Origin of the sequence: Streptomyces sulfonofaciens (assembly GCF_014656295.1) — a bacterium.
GTDB classification, from domain to species: Bacteria; Actinomycetota; Actinomycetes; order Streptomycetales; family Streptomycetaceae; genus Streptomyces; species Streptomyces sulfonofaciens.
In genome coordinates, this window is sequence record NZ_BNCD01000007.1 from 64,423 (window position 1) to 87,719 (window position 23,297).

At 74.3% G+C, this 23,297-nt stretch carries 16 protein-coding genes; 11 read left to right on the forward strand and 5 right to left on the reverse strand.

Annotation, left to right across the window (positions count from 1 at the left end; translation table 11 throughout):
• Positions 1-352: 352 nt before the first annotated feature.
• Entirely contained in the window at positions 353-2,563 is a 2,211-nt protein-coding gene (locus IE313_RS13625; RefSeq protein WP_229924623.1) for a SpoIIE family protein phosphatase, read from the forward strand.
• 168 nt (positions 2,564-2,731) lie between these two features.
• The gene (locus tag IE313_RS13630) at positions 2,732-3,352 is read left to right on the forward strand and encodes a TetR/AcrR family transcriptional regulator (RefSeq protein ID WP_189932142.1); all 621 of its coding nucleotides are present in this window, start codon (positions 2,732-2,734) and stop codon (positions 3,350-3,352) included.
• 86 nt (positions 3,353-3,438) lie between these two features.
• Here IE313_RS13630 and IE313_RS13635 read toward each other — a convergent pair whose 3' ends face one another.
• Positions 3,439-4,293 (reverse strand): MaoC/PaaZ C-terminal domain-containing protein, encoded by an 855-nt coding sequence (locus tag IE313_RS13635; protein ID WP_189931739.1) that lies wholly within the window; start codon positions 4,291-4,293, stop codon positions 3,439-3,441.
• Between the two features lie 1,580 nt (positions 4,294-5,873).
• Here IE313_RS13635 and IE313_RS13640 point away from each other — a divergent pair.
• Positions 5,874-7,928: an AMP-dependent synthetase/ligase gene (locus IE313_RS13640; protein ID WP_373316987.1), complete on the forward strand. Its 2,055-nt coding sequence runs from the start codon at positions 5,874-5,876 to the stop codon at positions 7,926-7,928.
• Positions 7,929-8,120: 192 nt separating this feature from the next.
• Here IE313_RS13640 and metX read toward each other — a convergent pair whose 3' ends face one another.
• The 3 genes from metX to IE313_RS13655 all read right to left on the reverse strand — a co-directional run bounded on the left by metX (position 8,121) and on the right by IE313_RS13655 (position 11,456).
• Entirely contained in the window at positions 8,121-9,299 is a 1,179-nt protein-coding gene (metX, locus tag IE313_RS13645; protein ID WP_189931741.1) for a homoserine O-acetyltransferase MetX, read from the reverse strand.
• A 104-nt stretch (positions 9,300-9,403) separates the two neighbouring features.
• The gene (locus IE313_RS13650) at positions 9,404-10,774 is read right to left on the reverse strand and encodes a bifunctional o-acetylhomoserine/o-acetylserine sulfhydrylase (protein ID WP_189931743.1); all 1,371 of its coding nucleotides are present in this window, start codon (positions 10,772-10,774) and stop codon (positions 9,404-9,406) included.
• Positions 10,775-11,252: 478 nt separating this feature from the next.
• A complete protein-coding gene (locus IE313_RS13655; RefSeq protein ID WP_189931745.1) occupies positions 11,253-11,456 on the reverse strand; it encodes a cold-shock protein in 204 nt (67 codons plus the stop codon).
• Between the two features lie 488 nt (positions 11,457-11,944).
• Between IE313_RS13655 and IE313_RS13660 the strand changes: the two genes are divergently transcribed.
• The 7 genes from IE313_RS13660 to IE313_RS13690 all read left to right on the forward strand — a co-directional run bounded on the left by IE313_RS13660 (position 11,945) and on the right by IE313_RS13690 (position 20,888).
• Positions 11,945-12,757 carry a menaquinone biosynthetic enzyme MqnA/MqnD family protein gene (locus IE313_RS13660; RefSeq protein WP_229924643.1) on the forward strand — a complete coding sequence of 271 codons (813 nt, stop codon included), beginning with the start codon at positions 11,945-11,947 and terminating at the stop codon, positions 12,755-12,757.
• A gap of 524 nt (positions 12,758-13,281) precedes the next feature.
• Positions 13,282-15,192 carry a serine/threonine-protein kinase gene (locus IE313_RS13665; RefSeq protein WP_189931749.1) on the forward strand — a complete coding sequence of 637 codons (1,911 nt, stop codon included), beginning with the start codon at positions 13,282-13,284 and terminating at the stop codon, positions 15,190-15,192.
• Between the two features lie 261 nt (positions 15,193-15,453).
• A complete protein-coding gene (gene sigJ, locus IE313_RS13670; RefSeq protein ID WP_189931751.1) occupies positions 15,454-16,344 on the forward strand; it encodes an RNA polymerase sigma factor SigJ in 891 nt (296 codons plus the stop codon).
• Positions 16,345-16,389: 45 nt separating this feature from the next.
• On the forward strand, positions 16,390-17,688 hold the full coding sequence (locus IE313_RS13675) for an FAD-dependent oxidoreductase (protein ID WP_189931753.1): 1,299 nt from the start codon (positions 16,390-16,392) through the stop codon (positions 17,686-17,688).
• A 150-nt stretch (positions 17,689-17,838) separates the two neighbouring features.
• Positions 17,839-18,810 carry an aldo/keto reductase gene (locus IE313_RS13680; protein WP_189931755.1) on the forward strand — a complete coding sequence of 324 codons (972 nt, stop codon included), beginning with the start codon at positions 17,839-17,841 and terminating at the stop codon, positions 18,808-18,810.
• A 111-nt stretch (positions 18,811-18,921) separates the two neighbouring features.
• Positions 18,922-20,148 (forward strand): cyclic dehypoxanthinyl futalosine synthase, encoded by a 1,227-nt coding sequence (gene mqnC, locus IE313_RS13685; RefSeq protein WP_373316988.1) that lies wholly within the window; start codon positions 18,922-18,924, stop codon positions 20,146-20,148.
• Between the two features lie 44 nt (positions 20,149-20,192).
• Positions 20,193-20,888, forward strand: coding sequence for a demethylmenaquinone methyltransferase (locus IE313_RS13690; RefSeq protein ID WP_189931757.1), 696 nt, complete (start codon positions 20,193-20,195; stop codon positions 20,886-20,888).
• Positions 20,889-21,164: 276 nt separating this feature from the next.
• Here the strand turns inward: IE313_RS13690 and IE313_RS13695 are convergent, their stop codons facing one another.
• Positions 21,165-21,725 carry a GNAT family N-acetyltransferase gene (locus IE313_RS13695; protein WP_189931759.1) on the reverse strand — a complete coding sequence of 187 codons (561 nt, stop codon included), beginning with the start codon at positions 21,723-21,725 and terminating at the stop codon, positions 21,165-21,167.
• Between the two features lie 50 nt (positions 21,726-21,775).
• Between IE313_RS13695 and IE313_RS13700 the strand changes: the two genes are divergently transcribed.
• Complete coding sequence (locus IE313_RS13700) at positions 21,776-23,059, forward strand: geranylgeranyl reductase family protein (protein WP_189931761.1); 1,284 nt, start codon at positions 21,776-21,778, stop codon at positions 23,057-23,059.
• The last annotated feature ends 238 nt before the right edge of the window (positions 23,060-23,297 follow it).

The window sequence follows — 23,297 nt, forward strand, 5'->3', positions numbered from 1 at the left end:
GACATCACGGTTCGTGATCGCTACCGAGGGAGGTCCCCGGCGGTCACCGCGGTGGACACCGGCGTTCGGTGGCGATTCATGGGTGATGGCCGCGACCGCGCCCCCGGTGGCGCCGGTCCCGGCGGCCGGGCGCCCGTGGGCGGCCGCGACCGGGCTGCCACGGGCGCCCACGGGCGGCGGTCACCCCCATCCGGACCCTAGAATGGGATGTTCCAGTACGAAGTCGGTCAAAGCGATCCGGTTGACCGCCATCGCCGCCCGTGCCGGGGTCCGTCCCGGGGTCCGTCCCGGCGACCCCGGAGACACGGCGGACGGATGCGGACCGGTGGTCCGGTTGCCGGACGGTGAGCGGGTGGCACGCTCCGTGCTCAGGCGGGCGTCCCTCCCGCGTGAGGCGGTGGGAGTGGGCGGCAAGGAGGCCGGAGCCGCGTCCCGGGACGCGGCGGACCGCGTGGACCGGCTGATGGAGCGGGCCGCGCGTGCCGTCGGCGCGCACGTCGGAGCGGTGTACCTGCTGGTTCCCGAGCGGCAGACCATGCAGATGACGGCGGTGACCGGGGTGCCGGGCAAGCTGGCGCAGCCCTGGTCGCGGGTGGCTCTCGCGTCACCGGTGCCGGTGGCCGAGGCGGTGCGCTCGGGCCGCCCGGTGTGGCTGCCCGACCAGCAGGAGCTGGCCCGCCGCTTCCCGCGCACGGCGCTCGCCTTCCCGTACGCCGTGGCCATGTACGTCCTACCGCTGCTCGTCGAGGACTCCTGCTGGGGCGCCATGCTGTTCCTGTGGCCGGGCACCCGTTCGGGTGAACTGTCCGCCCGCGAGGCCGCGGAGATCGACGGGGCCGCGGAACGGATCGGCTCGACGCTGCGGGAGGCGGCCGCACAGGGGGCCCCGGTGCGCCCGAGGGACGAGCCGCTCGCCATGGAGCCTCCGCCCGGCCGGCACGCCGACGCCGCGGCCGCTCTCACCGAACGCCTCGACGAGGGCTTCTGCGCCCTTGACCTGCACGGCAGGATCACCTTCCTGAACGCCACGGCGGCCGCGCTGCTCGGCAGGGACCGCGCCGAGGTGCTGGGCTCCCGCCCTTGGGGCGTACTGCCCTGGCTGACCGACCCGGCCTACGAGAACGCCTACCTCGCCGCGGTCTTCAGCCGTCTGCCCACCGGTTTCGCCGCCCGGCGGCCGGACGGCGCATGGCTGTCATTCGTCCTCCACCCCGACGACACGGGCATCAGCGTGCGCATCAGGCCGGCGGACGCGCCCGCGGGGCAGCAGGGCCCGACCGGCGACTCGCCGCCGTCCGCCCCGGTCCGTGCGGGCACCCTCTTCCACCTCCTGCACCTGGCCTCCGCGCTCACCGAGGCCGCGGGCGTCAGCGAGGTGACCACCTCGCTGACCGAGCAGATGATGCCGGTCCTGGGCGCCCAGGGCCTGGCCCTGCTCGTCGCCGACGAGGGCCGTGAGCGGGTCGTCGGCTCCCGAGGCTTCCCTTCCGACATGCCGGACTACTTCGACGGAATTCCGCTGTCCTCGGGTACCGCGGGCGGGCGGACCATCGAGACCGGGGCCGCCGAGTTCTACCCCGACAGCGCCGACCTGGTCCGCGCCTTTCCGCGGCACCGGCACTACCGGGACATGGCGGCCTTCGCGTTCCTGCCGCTGACGGTCTCGGGCCGTACCTTCGGCTGCTGCGTGCTCGGCTACGACGCCCCGCGGCCCTTCACCCCGGACGAGCGCGCCGAACTGACCTCGCTCGCCGGGATGATCGCCCAGGCGCTGGAACGGGCCCGGCTCTACGACGCCAACGCCCGTATCGCGCGGGGCCTGCAGGACGGGCTGCTGCCGCGCATCCCGCCGACGCCGCCCGGCCTCGGGGTCGCCGCCCGGTACCGTCCCGCGACCCACGCCCTCGACGTGGGCGGGGACTTCTACGACCTGATCGACTTCGACGACTCCACCGTGGCCGCCGTCATCGGCGACGTCCAGGGCCACAGCGTGCCGGCCGCAGCGCTGATGGGCCAGATCCGGACCGCGGTGCACACCCACGCCCGGGTGGGCGCACCGCCCGACGAGGTACTCGCCCGCACCAACCGGCTGCTCTTCGACCTGGACTCCGCCTTGTTCACCAGTTGCCTCTACGCCCATGTCGACGTGGTCGGCGCCCGGGCCCTGCTGGCGTCGGCGGGCCATCCGCCACCGATCCTGCGCTACGCGGACCGCAGGACCGAGGTGCTCGACCTGCCTCCGGGGCTGCTCCTCGGCGTCGATGCGGACGCCCACTACCAGACGGTCGAGGTGCCGCTGCCGTCCGGCTCCCTGCTCGCCCTGTACACCGACGGCCTCGTCGAGCGGCCCGGCACCGACCTGGGCGCGGCCATCGACGACCTCGCCGCCCGGCTGGCCGGGGCGGACCCCCAGCCCCTGGACCTGCTCGCCGACATGCTCGTACGGCAGGCCGAGGAGACCGTGGTCCCCGAGGCCAGCGACGACATCGCCCTGCTGCTCGTCGGGTGCGAGCGCTCGGAGGCGGAGGCCGGGCCCGGGACACCCGGCCGCGGCACCGGCTGACTTGGCGCCGGGCGCGTTCGCGCGGCCGGGGCCGCCCCGCGGGGACCGTACGCTTGCCGAAGTGGGCCGCGCAGGCGCGGGGTGTGGCGAAGGGGCAGCCGGGTGGATGTGGTGAGGGCCGAGGACGCCGGGGCGGCGGCCGGGACCGGTGAGCGGCGGCCCAAGCGGATGCCGAGGGCGGTGCGAGAGCGTCAGATGCTCGACGCGGCCGTGCGGATCTTCGGCCGGCGCGGCTACCGCGCCGCCTCCATGGACGAGATCGCCGAGCTGGCGGGTGTCTCCAAGCCGCTCGTGTACCTCTACCTGAACTCCAAGGAGAGCCTGTTCACGGCCTGCATCCGCCGTGAGGCGCAGGCGCTCGCCGAGGCCGTGCGCGAGGGCGTGGACCCGGCGCTGCCCGCGGACCGCAGGCTGTGGGAGGGGCTGCGGGCGTTCTTCACGCACACCGCGGAGCACCCGGACGGGTGGGCGATCCTGCACCGCCACGCGCGCACCCGCGGCGAACCGTCCGCGGCCGAGGTGGCGGCGCTCCGCGAGGGGATCACCGCGTTCGTGACGGAGCTGATCCAGGCGGCGGCCCGGGAGGCGCACGGCGGCCCGGGGCCCGCCGAGCGCGAGGTCGCCGGGCTCGCCCAGGCGCTGGTCGGCGCCGCCGAGTCACTGGCCGCCTGGGCGAACACGGACGGCTCGGTGGCGGCGAACGAGGCCGCGGCGACCCTGATGAACTTCGCCTGGGCGGGCCTCGGCAACCTCATGGCGGGCCACCGCTGGTCACCGGCCGAGCGGTAGTCCCCGGGGCACCGGTCGACGGCGGTACCTCTGGTCACCGGTCGACGGCAGTACCTCTGGCCACCGGTCGACGGCGGTACCTCTGGTCACCGGTCGAGCGGCCGCACCTCGCCGGTGACGTGCGGCCGCGCGCCGTCCGCGCCGCCGCGCAGCGCGAAGGCGGCGCCCTCGGCGGCGTAGGCCACCGTCGCGGGCAGCAGGACCGGCCTCAGGAACCGCGCGGTGATCCGCACCGGTCCCCGGGTGCCCCCGTGCTCGGCGAGGCACCGTGCGACGCTCCACATGCCGTGCGCGACGGCCCGCGGAAAGCCGAACGCCCGGGCGGTCAGCGGGTGCAGGTGGATCGGGTTGCGGTCCCCGGACACCGCCGCGTACCGCCGTCCCAGATCGCCGCCGAGCCGCCACTCGGCACGCCGGGGGAGGGGCGGGGCGCTTCCGTCCGCCGTGCCGGGCGCGGCCGCGTGCCCCGGCGCCGGGCCTTCCGAGGGGGTGGCGTGCCGCGCCAGATAGGTGCTGCGCGACTGCCACACCGGCTCGCCCGCGGCCCGTACCTCGGTCACCAGGTGCGCCTCGGTGCCGCGCCGGTGCGGTGTCAACCCCGCGACACGGACCGCGAGCGCGTACTCCTCACCGGTGCCGAGGTCACGCGACTGCCGGATCTCCAGGGACGTGTGGACGAGGCCCGGCAGCGGCAGCGGAAACCGCCAGGACGACATCAGCCGCATGCTCGGCGCGAAGGCGAGCACCTGCGGGTAGGTCACCGGCAGCGTCCCGCCGCCCGCGGCGAACCCGCAGACCTCCCGGTAGGCGTCCAGCCGCCCGGCCGCCACCCGCACGCCGTCGGCCACCACGGGTTCCGCGGGCACGGCACGGTCGGCGCCGGGCCTCTTGAGCGGGGCGAGCACGGCGCCGCGGATCAGATGCTGAACCAGCACGGGCAACTCCTGTCCGATGTCACGACCGACGACATCCTCCGGCTCCCCGCCGCACCTCCCGTGCCCCGGGGCCGGGTGCCGTGCGCGCCCTGGGACCGGTGCCGGCCGGACAGCGGTCCCAGGGCGCGCACGGCACCCGGTCCTCACATGGCTGGGCCGGGTCCTTGAGGACCGCCCACGGACGCTGCCCGGCCGGGCCCCGGATGTCGGCGAACACTTCCCGCAGGATCACGGGCCGGTCCACGCAAGGCTACTGACGAGTCGGGAGCAGGTCGAGAGGAGCCCCCGGCCCGCCGACCGCCCCCGCCGCGCCCTCTCCCGCTTCGCGCGAGCCGCCCGGGGGCCTGGAGCCCGGGCCTTCCGCTCTCCGTGCTTTCCGGGTTCTCCGTGTCTTCCGTGCTCTCTGTGTCTTCCGCGCCTTCCGTGCCGCCCGCGCCTTCCAGACCTTCCGGGTCCTGAAGGGGGTCCGTGCCGCCCGCCGCCTCCGTGCCGCCCGCGCCTTCCAGACCTTCCGGGTCCTGAAGGGGGTCCGTGCCTTCCGGGTTCTCGTGTCTTCCGTGCCGCCCGCGCTCTCCGTGCCTTCCGTGCTGCCCGCGCTTTCCGCGCTCTCCGTGCCTTCCGGGTGCCCGCGCCCTCCAGACCTTCCGGGCCCTCCGTGGCCTCCGGGCCGTCGGCTCGCTCGCCGCCGGCCGCCGGCCGGTCGCCGTCCACCGTCCGCTGTCCGCTGTCCGCCGTCCGGCGAGCGGCGGGTGGCGGTCGTCGGCGGCTTCCGGAACCCCCTGCGCACGCCTCGACGGCCCCTACGCCACCGCGTCCGACCAGGGGACGCCGGACGGGGGTGGCGCGGCCGGGCTGCTGCAACCGCGCCGCCCGCGCCGCCCGCGCCGCCCGCGCCGTGCGCCCTGCGCTGTGCGCCGTGCGGAGCGCGGCGGGGCGGCCGCGGGTCGGTCTCCGTCCGCACGACGGGCGGCCGGGGGTGACGGCGATACCGGAGCGGCCCCGGGGCGCAGGGTGACGCCGGGGTCCTGACGGAAGGGCGGGACCGGGCGGCCTGCGGGCGGGCCGGTGGCCGTTCCGTACACCCGCATGGGTGAATGGCGGCGTTCGGGCCACCGTGCCCCCTGCCGGGGTGCTTGCGTGGGGCAGGGGTGGCCGCTGACCGTCCAGGGGCGTTCCACCCCCTCTGGTCTGGGCTGATGCCCCGTCAGTTCGGCCCGGAACGGCCCCTCCTGTGCGAGTCGTGTGGGAGTGCCGAGGTTGTCCCTGGCCGGGTAACGCGCCCAGTGTTTACCCTCCCGGCAGACAAGGAGCCGCCCGTGCCACCCCAGCCCGCCACCCCGTCCGATCCGATACCGCCGCGCACCCCCTGGTTCCGCGCGGCGGCACCCCCCGCGCACGCCGCGGGCGCGGCGTCGGACACCGTCCTGCCCGCGCACGCCGCGCCGGACGGCCACGCATGGCACCCCGCCGTGCCCGCCGCCCCCTACGACGGCCCACGCCACGCCCGGCGCGAGGGCCGGGACCAGGGCGCACACACGTCCGAGGCCGAGACCGCCGGGCAGCCCCTCGCCGAGAACCACGGCGCGGTGCTCGCCGCGCGGGACGCGAGGTCAGGCAAGGGCGCCGCGCCCCCGCCGCCCCTCGTCCCGCCGAACCTGAGACGGATCGGCGGCGTGGTGCGCGAGGCGGCGGTGCCCGCCCTCAAGGCACCCGTGACGCGCGGTTCGCTCGCCGACATCCCCTTCGACAACGCCCGCGAGGCGCCCGGGGCCGCCGTGCTCAGCCGCAAGGTGACCCAGCAGCCCGGCGTGCACGGCGAGGCGGCCGACAGGACAGAGAGGGCGGAGAGGGCGGAGAGGGCCGAGGGAGCCCAGCGGGGCGAGAGAGCGGAGCCCGACGCGGGCTCGCGCTGGGTCGACGTCACCGCGCGCGACTTCGCCCAGGAGGTGCTCGACGTCGCCAAGGGCCTGATCGCGGCTGGTCTCGCACCGGGCGACCGGCTCGCCATCATGGCCCGCACCACCTACGAGTGGACCCTGCTCGACTTCGCCGCCTGGGCCGCGGGCCTGGTCACCGTCCCGGTCTACCCGACCTCCTCCGCCTTCCAGATCCGGTGGATCCTCCAGGACTCCGGTGCCGTCGCGCTCGCCGTGGAGACCGCGGCGCAGGCCGCCGCGCTCGAACCGGAGCGCGACCGGCTGCCCGACCTCGCCCACCTGTGGAGCTTCGAGAAGGCGCCCGGCGACCGGTTCGGGAAGGGCGGCATCCGCCGCCTCGCCGAGCTGGGCCGCACCGCGCACGTCACCGACCAGGAGGTCGCCGCGCGCCGCGCCCGCCTGACTCCCGAGTCGGTGGCCACCATCGTCTACACCTCGGGGACCACCGGCCGGCCCAAGGGCTGTGTCATCACCCACGGCAACTTCTTCGCCGAGGTCGACAACGCCGTCGAACTCCTCCACCCGTGCTTCAGGTCGATCACCAAGGAGCCCGCGAGCACACTGCTGTACCTGCCGCTCTCCCACATCTTCGGCCGGATGGTCGCGGTCGGCTGCCTGCGCGCCCGGGTGCGGCTCGGCCACGCGCCGTCCATCCGCACCGAGGACCTCCTCGCCGACCTCGCCGGTTTCCGGCCGACGTTCCTGCTGGCGATCCCGTACGTCCTGGAGAAGGTCTTCAACACCGGCCGCGCCACCGCGGAGAAGATCGGCCGTGCCGCCTCCTTCGACCGCGCCGCCGCCGTCGCCCGGCGCTACGGTGAGGCGACCCAGGCCCGGCTGTTCGGCACGGGGCCGGGGCCGGGGCCCGCGCTGCGGCTGGCGCGCGCGCTCTACGACCCCCTGGTCTACCGCAGGATCCGGGCGGCCCTCGGCGGTCGCGTCCGGTACACCATCTGCGGCGGCTCACCGCTCGGCCGCCGCCTCGCCGCGTTCTACGCCGGCGCCGGTATCGAGATCTTCGAGGGCTACGGCCTCACGGAGTCCACCGCCGCCGCCACGGTCACCCCGCCGCTGCGGCCCCGGCTCGGCACGGTCGGCTGGCCGCTGCCCGGCATGGGCGTGCGGATCGCGGACGACGGCGAGATCCTGCTCCGCGGCGGCCAGGTGTTCTCCGGCTACTGGGACGCCCAGAGCGGCGGCCCCGTCGACGCGTCCGTCGACGGCTGGCTGCCGACCGGCGACATCGGCACGCTGGACGACGAGGGGTATCTGTCCATCACCGGCCGGAAGAAGGACATCCTGATCACCACCGGCGGCAAGAGCGTCGCGCCGGCGCCCCTGGAGGACTGGCTGCGCGCCCACCCGCTCGTCGGCCAGTGCCTCGTCCTCGGCGACGACCGCCCGTACATCACCGCCCTGATCACCCTGGAGCCGGACGGGGCCGCCCACTGGCAGGAGATGCGCGGCAAGACGCACCTGAGCATGGCGGAGCTGGTCGACGACCCCGACCTCCGGGCGGCGCTGCAACGCGCCGTGGACGACGCCAACCGCCTTGTCTCCCGCCCCGAGTCCATCCGCCGCTTCGCCGTCCTGCCGGTCGACTTCACGGAGGAGAACGGCTATCTGACCCCGTCCCTGAAGGTCAAACGACGTGCGATCGAACGGGACTTCGCGGCGGAGATCGAGCGGTTGTACGCCAGGTGAGCCCCCTGGGGGCGGCCGGCCCGGACACGGCGGCGAGTGCCCCGCTGCGGGCGGTGGCCGGTGTGCCGCCCCGGCCCACCGGCCGCCGTCCACTCCGCTTCCGGTCCGCCGCTTCCGGTTCGCCCCCTTCCGGCCCTTCCGGTCCGCCCCTTGCGGCCCGCGCCTTCCGGGCGCCGCTGCACCGGCCCCGCCTCATCCGCCCCCGCTCCACCGGCCCGTCGGCGGTGCCGGTGGGCCCAGCAGGTCATGGACCATCCGGGACACCTGTGCCGTCTCGATCAGGAAGCCGTCGTGGCCGTGCGGCGAGGCGATGACCCGGTGTTCGGCGCCGGGGACGGCCGCGGCGAGGCGGGCCTGGAGCGGCGGCGGGTACAGCTCGTCGGAGTCCACGCCGGCGATCACCGCCGGAGCGGTGATCCGGGCCAGCGCCGCCGCGGTGCCGCCCCGGGCGCGCCCGATGTCGTGGTGGTTCATCGCCTCGGCGAGGACCACATAACTGCCCGCGTCGAATCTGCGCACCAGCTTCGCCGCGTGATGGTCGAGATAGGACTCCACCTGGCGGCGGCCGCCGTGCCACGGGTCCTCGCCGGGCTGTGCGGCCCGCCCGAAGCGGTGTTCCAGCTCGGCCCGGCCGCGGTAGGTGAGGTGGGCGAGCCGCCGGGCTATGCCCAGGCCGGTGTGCGGACCGCGGCCCGGTCCCGCGTCGTGGTAGTCGCCGCCGCGCCAGCCCGGATCCGCGCGGATCGCGGCGAGCTGGACCTGGGTGCAGGCCAGTTGGCGGGCGGTGGCGGCGGCGGGCGCCGCGAGGACGAGCAGTGCGCCGGTGCGCCGGGGATGGCCGACGGCCCACTCAAGGGCCCGCATCCCGCCCATCGACCCGCCCGCGACCAGCGCCCACCGCTCGATGCCCAGCAGGTCCGCGAGCCGTGCCTCGGCGGCCACCTGGTCCCGCTGCGTCAGCACCGGGAACGAGGAGCCCCAGCGCCGTCCGTCCGGCCGCCGGGCGGCCGGTCCCGTGCTGCCCTGGCAGCCGCCCAGCACGTTGGGCGCCACGATGAACCACCGGTCCGGATCCAGCGCCCGGCCCGTTCCGATCAGCCCGTCCCACCAGCCCGCCGTGGGATGCCCGGGCCCGGCGGGGCCCGCGGCGTGGCTGTCACCGGTGAGCGCGTGCAGCAGCAGCACCGCGTTGGAGGCGTCCGGCGCGAGGCGTCCCCACGTCTCGTACGCGATCCGCACCCCGGTCAGCTCGCCGCCCGCCTCCAGCGCCAGGGGCTCCGCCAGGCTCACCCAGCGGCGCCGTCCGGCCGGGTCCCCGTCCTGCCAGGCGCCGCTGGCCGGTGGCAGGGGCTCGGCCGCCGGGCCGGGCACGGCGGTGGTGTCCGTGCCCGGCCCGGCACCCGAGGGGCCGGGGGCGTCGGAGGCGTCGGAGGCGTCGGAGGGGGAGGGCAGGGCGCCGGAGCGGGCGTCGACGCTCAGGACGCGCCCTCCGCCGCCGCTCCCTTCACCGCGCGGAACCCGGCCTCCAGGTCGGCCTTGAGGTCCGCGATGTTCTCCAGGCCCACCGACAGGCGCACCAGCCCCGGCGCCGCCCCGGTCGCGGCCAGTTGCTCCCCGGTGAGCTGACTGTGCGTGGTCGACGCCGGATGGATGATGAGGCTGCGGACGTCACCGATGTTGGCGAGGTGGCTGAACAGCTCCACCGCGTCCACGAACCGCTTGCCGGCCGCCACGCCGTCCCGCAGTTCGAAGGCGAGCACCGCGCCCGCGCCGCGCGGCAGGTAGCGCTGTGCGGCGGCGTGCCAGCGGTTGGACGCGAGGCCCGGGTAGTGCACGGCGGCGACCTCGTCGCGCTGCTCCAGCCACTCGGCGAGCGCCAGCGCGTTGGCCGAGTGCCGCTCCACCCGCAGGCTGAGCGTCTCCACGCCCTGGAGCAGCAGGAACGCGGAGTGCGGCGCGATCGCGGGCCCGATGTCCCGCAGCAACTGCACCCGGAGCTTCACGGCGAAGGCGCCGGGGCCGAGGTCGGGCCAGTAGCGCAGGCCGTGGTAGCTGGGGTCGGGCTCGTGGAAGTCCGGGAAGCGGTCCGGGTGGCCGCCGAAGTCGAAGGTGCCGCCGTCCACCACGACTCCTCCGATGGTGGTGCCGTGCCCACCGAGGAACTTGGTCGCCGAGTGCACCACGAGGTCCGCGCCGTGCTCGATCGGGCGCAGCAGGTACGGGGTCGGCACGGTGTTGTCGACGATCAGCGGCAGTCCCGCGGCGTGTGCGGTGTCCGCCACGCCGCGTACGTCGAGGACGTTGCCGCGGGGGTTGCCCAGCGTCTCGGCGAACAGCGCCTTCGTGGTGGGCCGGATGGCGGCGCGCCAGGCGTCGAGGTCGTCCGGGTCGTCGACGAAGGACACCTCGATGCCGAACTTGGGCAGGGTGTGCCTGAAGAGGTTGTACGTGCCGCCGTACAGGCTCGTGCTCGACACGATGTGGTCGCCGGCGCGGGCCAGGGTCAGGATCGTCAGGGTCTCGGCGGCCTGCCCGGACGACAGCGCCACCGCGGCCACCCCGCCCTCCAGGGCCGCGACGCGCTGCTCGAAGACGTCCTGCGTCGGGTTGTGGATGCGGGTGTAGATGTTGCCGGGTTCGGCCAGGGAGAAGAGGTCGGCGGCGTGCTGCGTGTCCCGGAAGACGAACGACGTCGTCTGGTAGACCGGCACCGCACGCGCGCCCGTCGCCGGGTCGGGTTGGGCACCGGCGTGGATCTGCTTGGTCTCGAAGGACCAGGCGTGGGCGTCGGACGACGGCTCGTCGGGTGTGTGACCGGCGGTCACCGAGTCGAGCGGCTGGCTCATCGGGAGGACTTTCCCTTCGGCGGGGCGGCGGGGCCTTGCGGCCCGGAGGGGTGCGCGCGGGGTCGGAGCCCGCGGCGACAGCTACCGCTCGTCACCCGGCCGTAGTCCACGTGGCGGCGCCTCACGAGGAAAACCATGACGCAAGGTAATCACCGAAGTGCGGACGGTGCACCACCTGCCGGGCAGGTTTCACACGGTCGTAGCAAAAGCCCGGCGGATCGGTTTGCGACCGCCCTGCCCGGATCCGTCTGTGCTGCCCGCTCGGGGCCCGGTGCGCGGGCCCGACCCGGCGCGGGCGGGGACCCGGTACCGGCAGGGGGCGCCCTGCACCGGCAGGGGGCCGACAGCGGATGGGGTCCCGGGCGGGGGGCGACACAGGCAGAGGCCCCGGCCGCGTCGCGCTGGCGACGACGGGCCGGGGCCCCTTGGGTACTGCTATCCGTTCCGGATCAGGTCCCGAGGCACCTCGGGGCCCCGATTACATCGGGGTGACGTTCTCCGCCTGCGGGCCCTTCGGGCCCTGCGTGACGTCGAAGCTCACGGCCTGGTTCTCCTCGAGGGAGCGGAAGCCGGTCGCGTTGATCGCGGAGTAGTGGACGAAGACATCGGGGCCCCCGCCTTCCTGGGCGATGAAGCCAAAGCCCTTTTCGGCGTTGAACCACTTCACGGTTCCGGTAGCCATAAGCCCTCCTTGGGCCAAAGGGTTGCCCTGCTCCAGAACCTGCTGTTGTGAGGCAACTGCATAAGTCTGAAAACGACGAAAGCCTGCGGGTTACATGCTCCGCAGGCTCTGTACTGCAAGGGAAACCAAACTGCAACTTGCGTGCGAGCCTAGCACGCACCACGCCAAAAGCAATAGAGGGCAAGATCACTTCACTCGGATGCCGGAAGGCTTCGGACCGTATTGACAACGCGGCGGGTGCGGCACTCGACGGCACGGCCCCTGCCTCGCCGCGGCGCCGGCCCGAGGAGCGGTCGCCGGGCGGTCGCCGGGCGGCCGCCGGGCTGGCTGGCAGGTGTCCTCGGGGGCGTCGGCGGGGACCTGGTGGCGGTGCGCGATCGCCCGGGGGCTAGTCTCGCGATGTGGACAATTCTCCCGCGGACTCAGTCACAGGCCCGGGCGGCGATGAGCGCCCCGGCCAGCTACGCGTCAGGCCGCGCGTCGGTCACATCCAGTTCCTGAACTGCCTTCCCCTCTACTGGGGGCTCGCACGGACCGGGACCCTGCTGGACCTCGAACTCTCCAAGGACACCCCCGAGAAACTCAGCGAGCAACTGGTGCGGGGTGATCTCGACATCGCGCCCGTCACGCTGGTGGAGTACCTGCGCAACGCGGACGACCTGGTCGCCTTCCCCGATCTCGCGGTCGGCTGCGACGGCCCCGTGATGTCCTGCGTGATCGTCTCGCAGGTGCCGCTCGACCAGCTCGACGGCGCCCGGGTCGCGCTCGGCTCCACCTCCCGCACCTCCGTACGGCTGGCCCAGTTGCTGCTGTCCGACCGGTACGGGGTGCGGCCCGACTACTTCACCTGCCCGCCCGACCTCGGTCTGATGATGCAGGAGGCGGACGCCGCCGTGCTGATCGGCGACGCCGCGCTGCGCGCCAACCTGCACGACGGCCCGCGGCTCGGTCTCGACGTGCACGACCTGGGCGCGCTCTGGAAGGAGTGGACGGGGCTGCCCTTCGTGTTCGCCGTCTGGGCCACCCGCCGGGAGTACCTGGAGCGCGAGCCCCGCATGGTGCGCCAGGTCCACCAGGCGTTCCTGGACTCCCGCGACCTGTCGCTCGAGGAGGTCGGCAAGGTCGCCGAGCAGGCCGCACGCTGGGAGGCGTTCGGCGAGGACGTGCTGGCCCGCTACTTCACCACGCTCGACTTCCGCTTCGGGCCCGCGCAGTTGGAAGGGGTCACGGAGTTCGCCCGCCGGGTCGGCCCCACGACCGGCTTCCCCGCGGATGTCCGGGTGGAACTCCTGCGGCCCTAGCAGAAGCTGCCCGAATTCCGTACCGCTTTTCCGGGGCCGTCCGCATTCCGGGACGGCCCCGGGTGAATTCCACGTGACGTGCCGGTGGGTTCCGCGGTCCTTTCGCGGGCGCGCGGGTGAACGCGGTGCCTCGGGCGGTGAACGCGGCGCATTGCGGCGGCCCGCCGAATTCGCGCCGCACCGCACCACACCGCACCGCACCACGACCGGCACCGCGCCGCACCACACCGCACCGCGAACGGTGCGGTGGTGTCGCGGAGCGTGCCGGGATGAGCGCGGAGGGTGCGGGTGGGGCGCCGCGGTCGGTCGTCGCGGTCCGCCGCCGTGGCCCGCCTTCGCGGGATTCGGGCGAGGTCCCGCGGCACGTGGCTCGGGCGCAGTCCTGTGGAGCACCTCGGCCCGGGGCTACGCTGCCGGGCACAGGGGGTTCGGCACCGGACGACGGTGCCGGGCGGAGCAGTCCGCAGGGGCCGGTGCGGTGCGCGCGGTCCGGGGCGGACCTCGTTCGGGGGAGGTCGTTCGGCATGCAGCCGCTCGAAGCCGGTGAGCCGACGGCCATCGGCCCCTACCGGCTGCTCGGCCGCCTCGGATCGGGCGGCATGGGCCGGGTCTACCTGGGGCGGAGCGCGGGCGGGCGGACGGTCGCGGTGAAGATCGTGCATCCCCGGCTGGCGTCCGAGGGGGAGTTCAGGGCCCGCTTCCGGCGCGAGGTCGAGGCGGCCAGGAAGGTCGGGGGCGCCTGGACCGCGCCCGTGCTGGACGCCGATCCCGACGCGCCGGTGCCCTGGGTGGCGACGGGCTACGTGGCGGGGCCCTCGCTGGCCCAGGCCGTGACCGCCGCGCCCGGCACGCCCTCCGACCGGTGGCCCGAACCGTCCGAACCGTCTGGACCGCTCGCATCACCCGTACTATCTGCACCGCTCGTACCACCCGTACCGCTCCCGGAGTCCTCGGTGCGGGTGCTCGGCGCCGGGCTCGCCGAGGCGCTGGAGCACGTGCACGCGCTCGGCCTGGTGCACCGCGACGTCAAGCCCTCCAACGTCCTGCTGACCGTGGACGGCCCCCGGCTGATCGACTTCGGCATCGCGCGCGCCGTGACCGGCACCACCTCCCTCACCTCGCAGGGCGTCTCCGTCGGCTCACCGGGCTACATGGCGCCGGAGCAGATCCTCGGCAGAGGTGTCACCGGTGCGGCCGACGTCTTCTCGCTGGGCGCCGTGCTCGGGTACGCGGCGACCGGGCGGCCGCCGTTCCCGGGCGACTCCTCGGCAGCGCTGCTCTACAAGGTCGTCCACGAGGAGCCGGAGCTGGACGGGCTCACCGGCGAACTGCTGGGTGTGGTGCGGCACTGCCTCGCCAAGGACCCGGCCGCGCGCCCCGCGCCCCGTGAGGTCGCCCGCCGCCTGGCACCCCTGGGCGCGGCCCGCGCGGTCGCCGGAGGCTGGCTGCCGGGGCCCCTGGCGGCGGAGGTCGGCCGCAGCGCGGCACGACTCCTCGACCTGGAGGCCACCGGCTCCCCATCCGCTGTCGCACCGGCCCGTGCGTCCGAAGCCGCACCCGCCCCCGCCCCCGCTGCCGGCCCAGAACCCGGTCCCGCCCCCGACCGCGAGCCCGCCCCCGACCGCGAGCCCGCCCCTGGCCACGACCGCGAACCCGGCCCCGAACCCGAACCCGACCCCGGCTCCGCCTCCGCTCCGGTCGTCCAGCCCGATCCGGCCGCCTCCGCTCCGGTCGTCCGACCAGGTCCGGTCGCGGGGGTCTTCGGCCCGCCCGACCCGTCGTACGCCCAGAGCGCGCGGCCCGCCGGACCGGAGTGGGCGCCGGTGGACGCTCGGCAGGGGGAACGCGCCGAGGGGTCCGGGGCCGGACTGTCCGTCAGTCTCACGGCGGCCGCGGATCCGGCTGCGAACGGCCGCGGGCGCAGGCTGAGCTGCACCGTCGCCCTCGCGGTCGCGGGGGCGCTCGCCGTACTGACCGTGGGCTCCGCCTTCGTCCTCGACCTGATGCCCGGGGGCGGCCCGGACGGCGACCCGGGGGACGGCGGGGCGGTGGGGAACCCGCCCGCGGCCACGCAGCCCTCGGGGCCGCACGGCGTGCCCGCCCGCTACCTCGGCACCTGGCGCGGCGAGGCCACCGCCTCGGGCATCCCCGACGGCACCTTCGAACTCGTCGTCCGGCAGGCGCAGCAGGGCAGGCGGTTCGCGACCCTCACGCAGACGGACCTGCTGGGCGGCACCTGCAAGGACGTCCTGACGCTGGGGAAGGCCGGCGAGGGCGAACTGCTGGCCACCGGCAGGGGCGCCGAGGGCAACCCCTCGCACTGCTCGGGGGCCGCGCACACCATCCGTCTGCGGCCGGCCGGTGACGACCTCCGGTACACCTCGGACGACCCGGCCGCGGGCAACCCGGAGGCCCGGCTGTCCAGGACGCACTGACCGGGCCGCACCGGGCCACCGGGCCGATGAGCCCCACCGGCCCGCATCGAGCCCCACCGGGCGCATCGAGCCCCACCGGGCGCGCCGGCGCGTTCCGGCGCGCCGCCCTGCCACCGGATGTCACAGCGCGCGGCGCCGTCCCGTCTCCCCTTGGACACGAGGAGCGCACGGGGGCCCGGGCGCGCCCGCGCGGCGCCGCACCGCTGTCCGCCCGCCGCCCGGGCAACAGCGCCGCCGCCGGCCGGAACCAGGAGGAAGCACATGCCAGCAGAGAAGAAGACCGCCCTCTTCCAGCGTCACCGCAACCGGCTCTGGGGCATCGCCTACCGCATCACCGGCTCGATCGCGGACAGCGACGACGCCCTCCAGGAGACCTGGCTGCGCTGGGCGGGGCTGCCGGACACCGAGGTTGACGCGATCGGCGTCCCGCGGGCCTACCTGACGACCGTGATCAGCCGGATCTGCTACGACCAGTTGAGCTCGGCCCGGGCGCGCCGCGAGGCGTACGTCGGGCCGTGGCTGCCCGAGCCGGTGGTCACCGAGGCGGGCCCGGAGGACCGGGTGACGCTCGACGAGTCCGTGGGAACCGCTCTGCTCACCGTCCTGGAGCGGCTCACCCCCGCGGAGCGGACGGCGTTCGTGTTGCACGACGTGTTCGCGGTGCCGTTCCCGGAGATCGCCGAAGTGGTCCGCCGCAGCCCCGACTCCGTGCGGCAGCTCGCCTCGCGCGCCCGCAAGCGGGTACGCGCCGAGGCGCCGCGCCGCTCGCTCGCACCGGGCGAGCACCGCAGGGCCGTCGACGCGTTCCTCGCCGCCGTCACCGACGGCGACTTCGACGCGCTGCTCAAGGTCCTCGACCCGGACGCGGTGTGGCTCTCCGACAGCGGCGGCATGTTCACCACCGCCCGACTCCCGGTGCGCGGCGGCGAGAAGGTCGCGCGGTACGCGCACCGCATCACCCGCGGCTACCACCCGGCGACGATGCGGGCGCTGGTCAGGGAGGTGAACGGTGCGCCGGGGATCGTCCTCGTCGATCCGGCGAGCGGTCTGGCGGCCGTCATGGGCTTCACCGTGCACCACGGGCTGATCACCGAGATCGACTTCATGATGAACCCCGACAAGCTCCGCCACCTCGACACCGCGGCCCTGTGACCGGGATCACTCTCACACTCGTCGAGGCCATGTCGTCCACCCTGCATGACGCACACACCGCAGACGAAGCACGCTGAGCACGCAGAGCACGCAGAGCACGCAGAGCACGCAGGTCACGGAGAGCACGGAGAGCGGGCGGCGCGGGCGGCGCAGGCAGACCGCACTCCGCGGACACGGACCACGGAGCGCGCAGCGGACGAGGGGAAGCCGAACGTCGTCGTCCTGGGCGCGGGCTACGCGGGGCTGGCGGCCGCCGTCCGGCTGGCCCGGCACGCCCGGGTCACCGTCGTCGACCCCGGCACCCGGTTCACCGAGCGGATCCGGCTGCACGAGCAGGCCGCGGGCGGGCGCGACGTCACCCGGCCGCTCACCGGCCGCGGCGGAATCCTCAGCGGCGCCGGTGTCGCGCACGTGGTGGCCCGCGCCGCCGCCCTGGACCCCCTCGCCCGCACGGTGACCACGGAGGGCGGCCGGTGCCTCGGGTACGACCGGCTGGTCTACGCCCTCGGCAGCCGCACCGGCGGTACGGCCGAGGGTGCGGCTGCCGGCGGAACGTCCCGGGCCGAGGGCGAGTCCGCCGCCTTCGGGCGCGTCCACACGGCGGAGGGCGCGGCCCGGCTGCACCGGCGCCTCGCCGCCGGGCCGGGGACGGTGGCCGTGGTCGGCGGGGGCCTCACCGGCATCGAGATGGCGGCCGAGATCGCGGAACGCGCCGAGGGCCACCGGGTGCGCCTGCTGTCGGAGGACGTCATCGGCCCGGGCCTCTCGGCGAAGGGCCGCTCCCACGTCCGCGCCGTCCTGACGGAGCGGGGCGTGCGCATCGAGGAGGGCCACCGGGTCGCGGGCCCCGACGACGTCGACGCCGACGCGGTGGTCTGGGCCGCGGCCATGGTGCCCAACGCCGAACTCGGCGCCCGTGCGGGCCTGGCCGTGGACGCCTCCGGCCGGCTCGCTGTCGACACCGCCCTGCGCTCCGTCACGCATCCCGAGGTGTACGTGGTGGGGGACGCGGCCGCCGCGCACACACCGGCGGCGGGCGCACTGCGCATGGGGTGTGCGGCGGCGCTGCCCATGGGCGTGGCCGCCGCGCGCTCGATCGCCGCCGAGTCCCGCGGCGGGTCGCCGGTGCCGCTGGACTTCTCGTACCTGATCCAGTGCGTGAGCCTGGGCCGGCGGGACGGCCTGGTGCAGTTCGTGCGCCCGGACGACTCGCCCCGCGAGCGCGCCCTGACCGGCCGCCCCGCGGCCCTCGCGAAGGAGCAGGTGGTCCGCTCCACCGTCCGCCTGCTGCGCCTCGCGGTCCGTGCGCCGTACGCGGTCCGGGCGGTCCCCGGGCTCGGCTAGGACACGCCGCGGGGCCGCGGCGCACGCGCATCCCGCTGCCTCGGGGTCCGTGCCCTGCCTCTCTCATCCAATAATGTCCGCATTTGATGACGTATTATCAGTGCGTGGACCTTGCGGAAGCAGGCGGACCCTGTGAAGGAGCGGACCCCCATGAAGCACGTCAAGCTCGGTGACCTGGACGTCTCCCGGATCGGCCTGGGCTGCATGGGCATGTCCGACTACTACACCGGAGCAGGCGAGGACGACGCCGAGTCCATCCGCACCATCCACCGTGCGCTGGACCTCGGCGTCACCTTCCTGGACACGGCCGAGATCTACGGCCCCTACCGCAACGAGGAACTGGTGGGCCGTGCGGTCGCCGGCCGCCGGAACGAGGCGGTACTGGCCACCAAGTTCGGCTTCGTCTCCCAGCCGCTGGGCACCACCGGGACGCTGGACAGCAGCCCGGGCAGCGTCCGGCTCGCCGTCGAGGGCTCCCTCCGGCGGCTCGGCACCGACTACATCGACCTCTGCTACCAGCACCGCGTCGACCCGAGCACGCCCATCGAGGAGACCGTCGGCGCGCTCAAGGAGCTGGTCGAGCAGGGCAAGGTCCGCCACATCGGCCTGTCGGAGGCATCACCGGAGACCATCCGCCGCGCCCACTCCGTCCACCCGGTCACGGCCGTGCAGACCGAGTACTCGCTGTGGACCCGCGACCCCGAGGAGGAGATCCTGCCGACCCTGCGGCAGCTCGGCATCGGCTTCGTGCCCTACTCCCCGCTGGGCCGCGGTTTCCTCACCGGCACCATCCGCAGCCCCGAGCAGTTCGCCGACGACGACTTCCGCAAGGACAACCCCCGTTTCAGCGGGGAGAACTTCGACGCCAACCTGCGCATCGCCGACGAGGTCAAGGCCGTCGCCGACGAGGTCGGAGCCACTCCGGCGCAGGTCGCGCTGGCCTGGCTGCTCGCCCAGGGCGACGACATGGCGCCCATCCCCGGCACCAAGCGCACCACCCGCCTGGAGGAGAACGCCGCCGCCGACGACCTGGTGCTCGCCCCGGCGCAACTGCAACGGCTCGGCGCCATCGCCGCGCCGCGGGGCGAGCGGTACGCGGACATGTCGGGCATCGACCGCTGACCCGGACCCGTCCGGCGCCGCGGGCCCTGGCGTACGCTGGATCGGTCCGTCCACCCCTTACGAAAGGGACGCCCGGTGACCGAGCAGGCCGACTTCGCTTCCGCAGATGTCTTGGCAGGTGTCCCCTCGGACGTCTCCACGGGCGGTGGCGTCGACGTGGCGGTGGTCCTGGAGCGGGCCGCGGCAGGCGGGCGGATCAGCGCCGAGGAAGCCCTCGTCCTCTACCGCGACGCCCCGCTGCACGCCCTGGGATCCGCCGCGGACACGATCCGCAGGCGCCGCTACGCCGGCACCGAGCACATCGCCACGTACATCATCGAACGGAACATCAACTACACCAACGTCTGCGTGACGGCCTGCAAGTTCTGCGCGTTCTACGCCGCACCCAAGGACGCGGACAAGGGCTGGACCCGCGACCTCGACGACATCCTGCGCCGCTGCGCGGAGACCGTGGAGCTGGGCGGCACGCAGATCATGTTCCAGGGCGGGCACCACCCGGACTACGGCGTGGAGTACTACGAGAAGCACTTCTCGGCCATCAAGAAGGAGTTCCCGCAGCTCGTCATCCACTCGCTCGGCGCGTCCGAGGTGGAGCACATGGCCAGGATCTCCGGCGTCAGCGTGGCCGAGGCCATCACCCGCATCCACGCCGCCGGGCTCGACTCCTTCGCGGGCGCCGGCGCCGAGCTGCTGCCGGAGCGGCCGCGCAGGGCCATCGCGCCGCTCAAGGAGTCCGGTGAGCGCTGGCTGGAGATCATGGAGACCGCGCACGAGCTGGGCGTGGAGTCCACCACCACCATGCTCATGGGCACCGGTGAGACCAACGCGGAACGCATCGAGCACCTGCGCATGATCCGCGACGTACAGGACCGCACGGGCGGTTTCCGCGCCTTCATCCCGTACACCTACCAGCCCGAGAACAACCACCTGAAGGGCCGCACCCAGGCGACGGTCCTGGAGTACCTGCGCATGATCGCCATCGCGCGGATCTTCCTCGACAACGTCGCCCACATCCAGGGCTCCTGGCTGACCACCGGCAAGGAGGTCGGCCAGTTGTCGCTGCACTACGGCGCGGACGACCTCGGCTCGATCATGCTGGAGGAGAACGTGGTCTCCTCGGCGGGCGCACGGCACCGCTCCAACCGCATGGAGATCATCGACCTCATCCGCAAGGCGGGCCGCGTGCCGGCCCAGCGGGCGACGACCTACGAGCACCTGGTGGTGCACGAGGACCCCGCCGAGGACCCCGTCGACGACCGGGTGGTCTCGCACCTGTCGTCCACGGCGCTCGACCGGGGCACCGCCCACCCGGAACTCAGGCTCGTCGACGCACGCTGAGCGGCGCCGCCGAAAGCGCCGGGGCACCCTCGTATGCTGGGGCCGTGACCCGCGCATCCCTGGACAAGCAGCCGCACGAAGTCGCCTCCATGTTCGACGACGTGGCGGAGCGCTACGACCTCACCAACGACGTGCTGTCCCTCGGGCAGACACGGCTGTGGCGCCGCGAGGTCGCCAAGGCCGTCGACGCCGGACCGGCGCAGAAGGTGCTGGACCTGGCCGCGGGAACGGCCACCTCCTCGCTGCCGTTCACCCGCACCGGTGCCTACGTCGTGCCGTGCGACTTCTCGACCGGGATGCTCCAGGTCGGCAAGCGGCGCCACTCCTGGCTGCCGTTCACCGCCGGTGACGCGACCCGCCTGCCGTTCAGGGACGGCGTCTTCGACGCGGTCACCATCTCCTTCGGGCTCAGGAACGTCCACGACACCGACGCGGCGCTGCGCGAGCTGTACCGGGTCACCAAGCCGGGCGGCCGGGTGGTGATATGCGAGTTCTCGCACCCGACCTGGGCGCCCTTCCGCACGGTCTACACCGAGTACCTGATGCGCGCCCTGCCGCCGGTGGCACGCGGTGTCTCGTCCAACCCGGACGCCTACGTCTACCTCGCCGAGTCCATCCGCGCCTGGCCCGACCAGCGTGCGCTGGCCGGGCGGCTGGCCGGTGCCGGCTGGTCCGAGGTGGCCTGGCGGAACCTGACGGGCGGGATCGTGGCGCTGCACCGCGGCTTCAAACAGGGCTGACGCCCGCACCTCCGGCAGGACGCCCTGCCGGAGCCCGACCCCTGCCCGCACCGCCCGGTGCGCCGCCCGGACCCGACCGGCGCACCGGCGCCGTCCCTTGCCGGCCACGGGATCGACGGGACAGGTGTGCCACCGACGTGACCGGTGTGCCGCCGACGGGACCGGTGCGACCGCCGGGACCGAGGCCACGTCACCCCACCAGCCCCGCCGGGGAGTACCCGGGGGGCTCAGCTCCTAGAACCGCGACCGGAACGGCGGCTCCTAGAACCGCGGCTCCTAGAACCGCGACCGGAACCGCATCCCCTTCCGGCCGTCCGGCAACTCGTACCGCTCCTCCAGCTCCATCCCGATCCGCCGCGTCACCCCGACGGACCGTTCGTTCCGCGCATCGACCATCGCGACCACACTGGGGACACCCGCGGCCCGCACCCGCTCCAGGGTGACCAGCGCCGCGGCCGTCGCATAGCCCCTGCCCCAGTGCCGCCGTCCGAGCCGCCAGCCGATCTCGATCTCGCCCACCGGGCCCCAGGTCGCGTGCGGCCAGGGCTGCGCGCCGGTGAAGCCGAGCACCTCGTCGTCCTCGTCGAGCATGGTCCAGAAGCAGAAGCCGTGCTCGGCGTCGTGCTTGCGCTGCCGGGCGGTCAGCTCCTCGTAGACCGACAGTTCGGCCGAGGCACCGCCGTGGAACTCCATCACGTCGGGGTCGTCGAAGACCCGGTGCCAGGCGATGGCGTCCTCGTGGGTGGGGACGCGCAACCGTACGACGGGCAGAGCGCGGTGTGCTGTCACGGGCAGCCCTTCAGCTCGCTGATCAGTGCTCCTGCATAGACTGCCCATGTCCCGTGCCGTTCGGCACACACTTTTCGACGTCTTGGGGAGAACCCGCCGTGACCGAGCCCCTCTCCGAACACACCGCCGATGTGATCGTCGTCGGGGCCGGGCCCGCCGGTTCCACCACGGCCTACCACCTGGCCAAGGCAGGGCTCGACGTGCTGCTGCTGGAGAAGACGGCCTTCCCCCGCGAGAAGGTGTGCGGCGACGGCCTCACGCCCCGCGCGGTCAAGCAACTGGTCGGCATGGGCATCGACGTCTCCGAAGAGGCCGGCTGGCTGCGGAACAAGGGCCTGCGGATCATCGGCGGCGGCGTACGGCTGGAGCTCGACTGGCCGGATCTCGCCTCCTATCCGGACTACGGCCTGGTCCGCAAGCGCGACGACTTCGACGAGCAGCTCGCGCGGCAGGCGCAGAAGGCGGGCGCCCGCCTGTACGAGCGGTGCAACGTCGGCGAGCCCCTCACCGACCCGCGCACCGGCCGGATCACCGGCGTGCGCGCCAAGCTCGGCGAGGAGAAGACCCCGGCCACCTTCCACGCCCCCCTGGTGGTAGCCGCCGACGGAAACTCCACCCGGCTCTCGCTCGCCATGGGCCTGCACCGCCGCGAGGACCGCCCGATGGGCGTCGCGGTGCGCACCTACTTCACCTCGCCGCGGCACCAGGACGACTACCTGGAGTCCTGGCTGGAGCTGTGGGACCGGCGCGGCGGCCGGGAGCGGCTGCTGCCCGGGTACGGCTGGATCTTCGGCATGGGCGACGGCACCTCCAACGTCGGCCTCGGCGTGCTCAACACCTCGGCCTCCTTCAAGGAGCTGGACTGGCGCGAGGTGCTCAAGACGTGGTGCGCCTCCATGCCCGAGGACTGGGGCTACACGCCGGACAACATGACGGGACCGATCCGCGGCGCCGCGCTGCCCATGGCCTTCAACCGCCAGCCGCACTACACCAAGGGCCTGCTGCTGGTCGGTGACGCGGGCGGCCTGGTGAACCCGTTCAACGGCGAGGGCATCGCCTATGCGATGGAATCCGGCCAGTTGGCCGCCGACGTCATCGTCCAGGCGCACGCCCGCGCCACCTCGGCCCAGCGCGAACTGGCCCTGCGCAACTACCCCAAGGTCCTCAAGGACACCTACGGCGGCTACTACACCCTCGGCCGTGTCTTCGTGAAGCTCATCGGCAATCCCAAGGTGATGAAGGTCGGCGCTCAGCACGGCCTCACCCACCCGCTGCTGATGAAGTTCACCCTCAAGATGCTCGCCAACCTCACCGACCCCTCCGGCGGCGACACCATGGACCGCATCATCAACGGCCTCACCAAGATCGCACCGAAGGCCTGAACGCCAGGCGTGAGCACCACCCGCAGGCGCGGCGCGGGGTCCGGCACGGGGTCCGGCACGGGGTCCGGCACGGGGTCCGGCACGGGCGCTCAGCGGACCCGTGCCGGGCCGCGCGCGCCCGTGCCGGCCCATGTCCGGCCGTATCCGCGCCCGTACCCGGCCCATGCCGGGCCGTACCCGGACCATGCCGGTACCGGACCCCGTGCGGGCCCGTGCCGGGTCGGACACGTCGGAGGGC

Coding starts and splice junctions, on each gene's coding strand:
- IE313_RS13630 (WP_189932142.1), top strand. CDS start 2,732: ATGCCGAGGGCGGTGCGAGAGCGTCAGATGCTCGACGCGGCCGTGCGG.
- IE313_RS13650 (WP_189931743.1), bottom strand. CDS start 10,774: ATGAGCCAGCCGCTCGACTCGGTGACCGCCGGTCACACACCCGACGAG.
- IE313_RS13655 (WP_189931745.1), bottom strand. CDS start 11,456: ATGGCTACCGGAACCGTGAAGTGGTTCAACGCCGAAAAGGGCTTTGGC.
- IE313_RS13665 (WP_189931749.1), top strand. CDS start 13,282: ATGCAGCCGCTCGAAGCCGGTGAGCCGACGGCCATCGGCCCCTACCGG.
- sigJ (WP_189931751.1), top strand. CDS start 15,454: ATGCCAGCAGAGAAGAAGACCGCCCTCTTCCAGCGTCACCGCAACCGG.
- IE313_RS13675 (WP_189931753.1), top strand. CDS start 16,390: ATGACGCACACACCGCAGACGAAGCACGCTGAGCACGCAGAGCACGCA.
- IE313_RS13680 (WP_189931755.1), top strand. CDS start 17,839: ATGAAGCACGTCAAGCTCGGTGACCTGGACGTCTCCCGGATCGGCCTG.
- IE313_RS13695 (WP_189931759.1), bottom strand. CDS start 21,725: ATGGGCAGTCTATGCAGGAGCACTGATCAGCGAGCTGAAGGGCTGCCC.